Source organism: Pseudonocardia sp. NPDC049154 (assembly GCF_040648315.1).
Taxonomy (GTDB): Bacteria; Actinomycetota; Actinomycetes; order Mycobacteriales; family Pseudonocardiaceae; genus Pseudonocardia.
On record NZ_JBEZDN010000104.1, the window covers coordinates 22072 to 28071 of the forward strand.

General features: G+C 72.7%; 4 protein-coding genes. 3 read left to right on the forward strand and 1 reads right to left on the reverse strand.

Annotation, left to right across the window (positions count from 1 at the left end):
* Positions 1 to 216 precede the first annotated feature (216 nt).
* Entirely contained in the window at positions 217 to 1542 is a 1326-nt protein-coding gene (locus AB0B41_RS33050) for a primosomal protein (RefSeq protein ID WP_358210353.1), read from the forward strand.
* A 62-nt stretch (positions 1543 to 1604) separates the two neighbouring features.
* Here the strand turns inward: AB0B41_RS33050 and AB0B41_RS33055 are convergent, their stop codons facing one another.
* A complete protein-coding gene (locus tag AB0B41_RS33055; protein WP_358210355.1) occupies positions 1605 to 2678 on the reverse strand; it encodes an adenosine deaminase in 1074 nt (357 codons plus the stop codon).
* Between the two features lie 171 nt (positions 2679 to 2849).
* Here AB0B41_RS33055 and AB0B41_RS33060 point away from each other — a divergent pair, with 171 nt between their 5' ends.
* The gene (locus AB0B41_RS33060) at positions 2850 to 3962 is read left to right on the forward strand and encodes a PA containing protein (protein ID WP_358210357.1); all 1113 of its coding nucleotides are present in this window, start codon (positions 2850 to 2852) and stop codon (positions 3960 to 3962) included.
* A 266-nt stretch (positions 3963 to 4228) separates the two neighbouring features.
* On the forward strand, positions 4229 to 5947 hold the full coding sequence (locus AB0B41_RS33065; protein WP_358210359.1) for a cation acetate symporter: 1719 nt from the start codon (positions 4229 to 4231) through the stop codon (positions 5945 to 5947).
* Positions 5948 to 6000 lie beyond the last annotated feature (53 nt).

Genomic DNA, 6000 nt, shown 5'->3' on the forward strand with positions numbered 1-6000 from the left:
GTCCACCGGTTCCCCGGCCCCGCGAGGAACCCTCGGTGCCGGAACCGGCACCACGCTCCCCGACGCTCCCCGGCACAAGGGCGACACCCCTCGAACCGGGTGCGCCCCTTCGGGACCGATCGTCCGGACCCTCCCTGCGTGGTGCACGCCCGGGACCGCCCGGCGGGTGGTGCACGGACGGGGCGGCACTCAGGTGCCGCCGCTAGCATCGCCGCCGTGGCAAGCGACATCGTCCCGATCCAGCTGTCCCTGACCGAGGGCGACCTCGTCACCCTCTGGGCGCCCCGGTGGCGCGAGGACGGCGAGGAGTGGGAGGCCTTCCTCGGCGACGACGACGCGGTCTTCGCGTTCCCGGAGGTCGCGCGGCTCGCCGCGTACGTCCGCACGGAGACCGCGCACGACCTCGCCGACCACCCGGCCTGGCCGGTCGTGCCCACGCTGACCGTGGCGGAGCTGACCCCCGAGGAGACGCGCCGCTTCGACGTCATCGGCGTCCCGGAGCTGGTCGCCGAGGAGCCGGACACGTGGACGATCGGCGAGCTCGCCGAGATCACCGCGATGGTCCGCTCCTTCGCCGACGTCTGCGACCTCGAGGAGGTCACGGCCGTCCTCGACTCGGCCCCGGGCTTCGCGCTGCTCGACCAGGGCACCCTCCCGTTCGCCGGGCGCGAGGGCCGGCGGCTGTGGACCCAGCTCGCCCAGACCGTGCAGGACCACTGGGACGAGGTCGTCGACGCGCTCGACGCCCTCATCGCCACCCCCGAGGTCGACGCCCGGGCGCTCGCCGGCGCCGAGAAGGAGGCCGAGGCCCTCGCCGCGCGGATCGCCGACGCGGAGTCCGTCCTGGCCGTCGACGACGTCGAGGGGGACGACACGGACGACGAGACCCTCGAGGAGGCCGCCCGCGAGCGCGCCGACGAGGAGGCGATCACCGAGCAGGTCGCCGAGGACGAGGCCGAGCTCGCGGAGGCCGAGGCCGAGGGGCCGGTCGGGTTCTGGGAGGAGATCGGGATCGACCCGATCCGGATCACCACCTCCGCGGGCCAGTGGGTCACCCTGCGCTGCTACCTCGACGACAGGCCGGTGTTCCTCGGCTCGGGCGGGCGCGTCGACGTGTTCGACTCCGAGCGCGCGCTGGCCCGCTGGCTGGCCGACGGCGGCAAGGACGACAACGACCTCGTCGCCGCCTCGACCTGGCAGGACGTGCTCGACAAGGCCGCCGTCGGGGAGCTCGACGTGGTGGTCGACGACCTCAACGACTACGTGCTGGTCGGGATCGACGACGACATCGCCGAGGGCACCCTGCAGGTCGACCCGACCCAGCTGGACCTGGCCACCGAGCTGGTCCTCGACGTCGCCGAATGGGCGGGCGACCCCGAGCCGGCCCGCGCGCTGGCGGAGTCCGAGAGCCTGGGCTGGCTGGTGTCCTTCGTGATCCGGCCCAACCCCACCCGGCTCGCGCCCAGCCCGCCGTTCGACACCGAGGCCGCCCGCTGGCGGGAGCTGGTGCACGCCACCGAGGCCCGCCTGCACCACCGCTGACACCGCCCCGACCCCGTGAACGGCGCTCTCGCTCATACCTGGGGAGCGAGAGCGCCGCTCGCTCATGCCACGAGGGCGTCGTACCCCGGCTTGATCACCTCGTCGATGATCGCCAGCCGCTTGTCGAAGTGCAGGAACGCGCTCTTCATGGCGTTGATCGTCAGCCAGCGGAGGTCCTCCCACCCCCAGCCGAAGGTGTCGACGAGCGCGGCCATCTCCGAGGTCATGGAACAGCCGGACATCAGCCGGTTGTCCGTGTTCACGGTGACGCGGAAGCGCAGGTCGCGGAGCAGGCCGATGGGGTGGTCGGCGAGGCTGGTCGCGGCACCGGTGTGCACGTTGGACGTCGGGCACATCTCCAGCGGGATCCGCATGTCCCGCACCCACGCGGCGAGGCGGCCGAGCTCGGCGGTCCCGTCCGAGCGGACGGTGATGTCGTCGACGATCCGGACGCCGTGCCCGAGCCGGTCGGCCCCGCAGAACTGCAGCGCCTCCCAGATCGACGGCAGCCCGAAGGCCTCGCCGGCGTGGATGGTGACGTGCGCGTTCTGCTGTCGGACGTAGTCGAACGCGTCGAGGTGCCGGGTGGGCGGGAAGCCCTTCTCCGCGCCGGCGATGTCGAACCCGACGACCCCGGCGTCCCGGTACCGCACGGCCAGCTCGGCGATCTCCTGCGACCGGGCGGCGTGCCGCATGGCCGTGAGCAGGCAGCGCACCGTGATCCCGCGGCCCGAGGAGCCGCGCTCGAACCCCTCCAGCACGGCCTGCACGACGCCGTCGAGATCCAGGCCCCGCTCCACGTGCAGCTCGGGGGCGAACCGGATCTCCGCGTACACCACGCCGTCGGCCGCCAGGTCCTCCGCGGCCTCCCGCGCGACGCGCACCAGCGCCTCGCGCGTCTGCATCACCGCCACCGTGTGGCCGAAGGTCTCCAGGTAACGTTCCAGTGACCCGGAGTGAGCGGCGCCGAGGAACCACCCGGCCAGCTCCTCGGGGTCGCGGGTGGGCAGACTGTCGTACCCGACGGCGTCGGCGAGCGCCACGACGGTACCGGCCCGCAGGCCGCCGTCGAGGTGGTCGTGCAGCAGGACCTTCGGGGCGGAACGGATCGAGTCCGGGGTGAGCGGGGCGGTCACCGGGGCACCGTATACCCCCTTCCGACCAGGCCGGATCGGGCGAATCAGGCCGGACGGGTGCCACCCGGTCGGCCTAGTGGTGACTCCGTGTCTGCCGGTTCCACGGGCTCGCTACCCTCAGTGCAGCGTTCCCCGCTCCCCCATCCGGATCACAGGAAGCACCAGGCGCCAATGAGCGATAACTCGACGATGTCGTTCGACCGGATGCGCGGCATGCTCATGCGCGCGGCCGAGATCCGCGACTCCGAACAGCAACAGGTCTTCGACTCCCTCGACGAGATCCACGCGCGGCTCTCCGCCCTCGACGCGCTGGGCACCGTCCGCAAGCGGCTCACCGAGCTGCCGGACCGCACCGAGGTCGGCGTGCTCGCCGAGCGCCTCGACGAGACGGTCCAGAAGGTCGACGCGCAGGAGGCCGTGCTCGCCTCCGTGCTCCGGGCGATCGAGTCGCTGCCGGACAAGCTCGCCAAACCCTTCGCCCAGCTCGACGGCCGGCTCGACGGCATGGCCGGGCGCCTCGAGGGCGTCTCCGGCCGGATGGACGGCCTCGACGACCGGCTCGGCGGGCTGCACAAGCGGCTCGACGACCTGGACAACCGCCTCGACCGGCACGAGATGCGGCTCGACGCGATGCCCAACGCGGTCGCGACGCCGATCCGGGAGCGGGTCGACGGCGTCGAGAAGATGGTGCGCGAGCAGCTCGACGGCGCCCTGCGCGCGATGGACGAGTCCAACGAGGGCGTCCGCAACCTGCTCGGCGACACCAGCGTCGGGCTGCACCGCCGGCTCGAGGACCTCGCCGGGCGGCCCGCGGTCGACCCGACCGAGGCGCTCGACTCGCTGGCCGAGCGCCTGGAGATCCTCGCGGGCCGGCTCGAGGCGGTGGCGGGCCGGGTCGACGCCGTCGAGAACGGGCTGGGCGAGAAGCTCGGCGAGCTCACCGGTGCGGTCGACGAGAAGATCTCCGCGCTGGGCAGCTCGGTCGACGGCCGGTTGGGCGACCTCGACTCCGTGCTGCGGGCCCGCCCCGACACGACCTCGGTCACCGCGCTCGTCACCAAGGCCAACGAGGAGTCCGAGCGGCGCAACGCCGGCCAGCTCGACGAGGCCATGGCCACCTTCGCCGAGCTCATCCTCGGCCGTGGGCACGGCGGCCCCGCCCCGACCCCGCCGCCGCCCCCGCGCCCGGCGCAGCGCCGCTCGAGCCGCAGCCGCGCCACGGTGAAGAGCTCCTCCAACGGGCACGCCTCCGCCACGGACGTCACGGACGACCCGGACGACTGATCCCGGCGCACCGGAGCCCCCGTCGCACACCGCGGCGGGGGCTCTCCGCGTTTGCGGCCCGGTGAGCGATCCCGTCGCTCATCTCTGGTGAACGAGAAACGCCGTTCGGGCACGGAGCAGCGCGATCGGGGGTGCCCGCTACCCCCTTTCGATAGCCCGGACGTGACCTCCCGGTGACCTCGTCGTTGAGTGGCCCAGGGCCATACAGCCATTCGGGGCACAACGCGCGCCGATCGCTGATCCACCATATGGCCCAGGAGGAGCCGATGGTGTCGAATCCACTTGCCCTGAGCGCCGCCCCGAACGGCCTCGGCAGTCCCCTGACCACGATCACGGTCTTCGGTGCGTTCGTGCTGCTGACCCTGGTCGTCGTCTTCCGGGTCGCACGCGCGAACCAGAGCGCGGCGGACTACTACACCGGCGGCCGCGCCTTCACGGGCGCGCAGAACGGCGTCGCCCTGGCCGGTGACTACCTGTCCGCCGCCGCCTTCCTCGGCATCGCCGGCACGGTCGCCGTCTTCGGCTACGACGGCATGCTCTACGCGATCGGCTCGTTCGTCGGGTGGCTGTTCGCGCTGCTCCTCATCGCGGAGTGGCTGCGCAACACCGGCCGCTACACGATGGGCGACGTCCTGAGCTTCCGGCTGCGCCGCCGTCCGGTCCGGGCCGCGGCCGCCACCTCGACCCTGCTGGTCTCGGTGCTCTACCTGATCGCCCAGATCGCCGGCGCGGGCGGCCTCGTCGCCCTGCTGCTCGGGATCACCGGGAAGGCCGGGCAGGCGCTGGTGATCGCGGTCGTCGGCGGCCTGATGATCGTCTACGTGCTGGTCGGCGGCATGAAGGGCACCACCTGGGTGCAGATCCTCAAGGCCTGCGCCCTGATGGTCACCGGGCTCGTGCTGTCCTTCTGGGCGCTGGGCCGGCACGGCTTCGACGTCTCCGCGCTCCTCGGCCAGGCGGCCGAGACCAGCCCGCAGGGCGACAAGGTGCTCGCCCCGGGCCTGCAGTACGGCCGCACCGAGCTGTCGAAGATCGACTTCATCTCGTTGTCGCTGGCCGCGATCCTCGGCCCGGCGAGCCTGCCGCACATCCTGATGCGCTTCTACACCGTCCCCGACGCCAAGCAGGCCCGGAAGTCGGTCGTGTGGGCGATCTGGCTGATCGGCGCGTTCTTCCTGATGGTGCTGGTCATCGGCACGGCGGCCACCGCGCTCGTCGGGCCAGAGACGATCATGAAGTCGCCCGGCGCGTCGAACTCGGCGGCGCCGCTGCTGGCCTTCCGGCTCGGTGGCGAGCTGCTGCTGGGGATCGTCGCCGCCGTCGCCTTCGCGACCATCCTGGCGGTGGTGGCGGGCCTGACCATCACCGCGTCGGCGTCCTTCGCCCACGACGTGTACGCCAACATCGTCAAGCGCGGGAGCGCGGCGCCGGCCGAGGAGGTGCGGGTCGCGCGGCGGACGGCGCTCGTCGTCGGGGTGCTGGGGATCCTGGGCGGCATCGTGGCGATCGGGCAGAACGTCGCGGTGCTGGTCGCGCTCGCGTTCGCCGTCGGGGCGTCGGCCAACATGCCGTCGCTGGTCTACTCGCTGTTCTGGAAGCGATTCACCACCAGCGGCGCCCTGTGGAGCATGTACGGCGGCATGTCCGTGGCGATCGTCCTGGTCGTGTTCTCCCCGGCGGTGTCCGGGGCACCGACGTCGATGCTGCCCGCCGCAGACTTCGCCTTCTTCCCGCTGGCCAACCCGGGGATCGTGTCCATCCCGCTGTCGTTCCTGCTGGGCGCGCTCGGCACCTGGTTCGGCCGCCGCGACGCCGGCGACGACCGGCTCTACGCCGAGATGGAGGTCCGGGCGCTGACCGGGGCGGGCGCCCCGCGGGCGACGACCGCGGCCGACACCGACGAGACCCGGCCGCTCCCGAAGGTGGCGGCGCACTTCGAGTCGAGGACGACCGCCCGGCACCGGGCCCGGCAGCCGATGCTCTGATCGCCCTCGAGGAGCGAACGGCGCTCTCGCTCATACCTGATGAGCGAGAGCGC

Bases quoted from the DNA above. Each gene is read 5' to 3' on its own strand.
- AB0B41_RS33065 (WP_358210359.1), top strand. From the start codon at position 4,229: ATGGTGTCGAATCCACTTGCCCTGAGCGCCGCCCCGAACGGCCTCGGC.
- AB0B41_RS33060 (WP_358210357.1), top strand. From the start codon at position 2,850: ATGAGCGATAACTCGACGATGTCGTTCGACCGGATGCGCGGCATGCTC.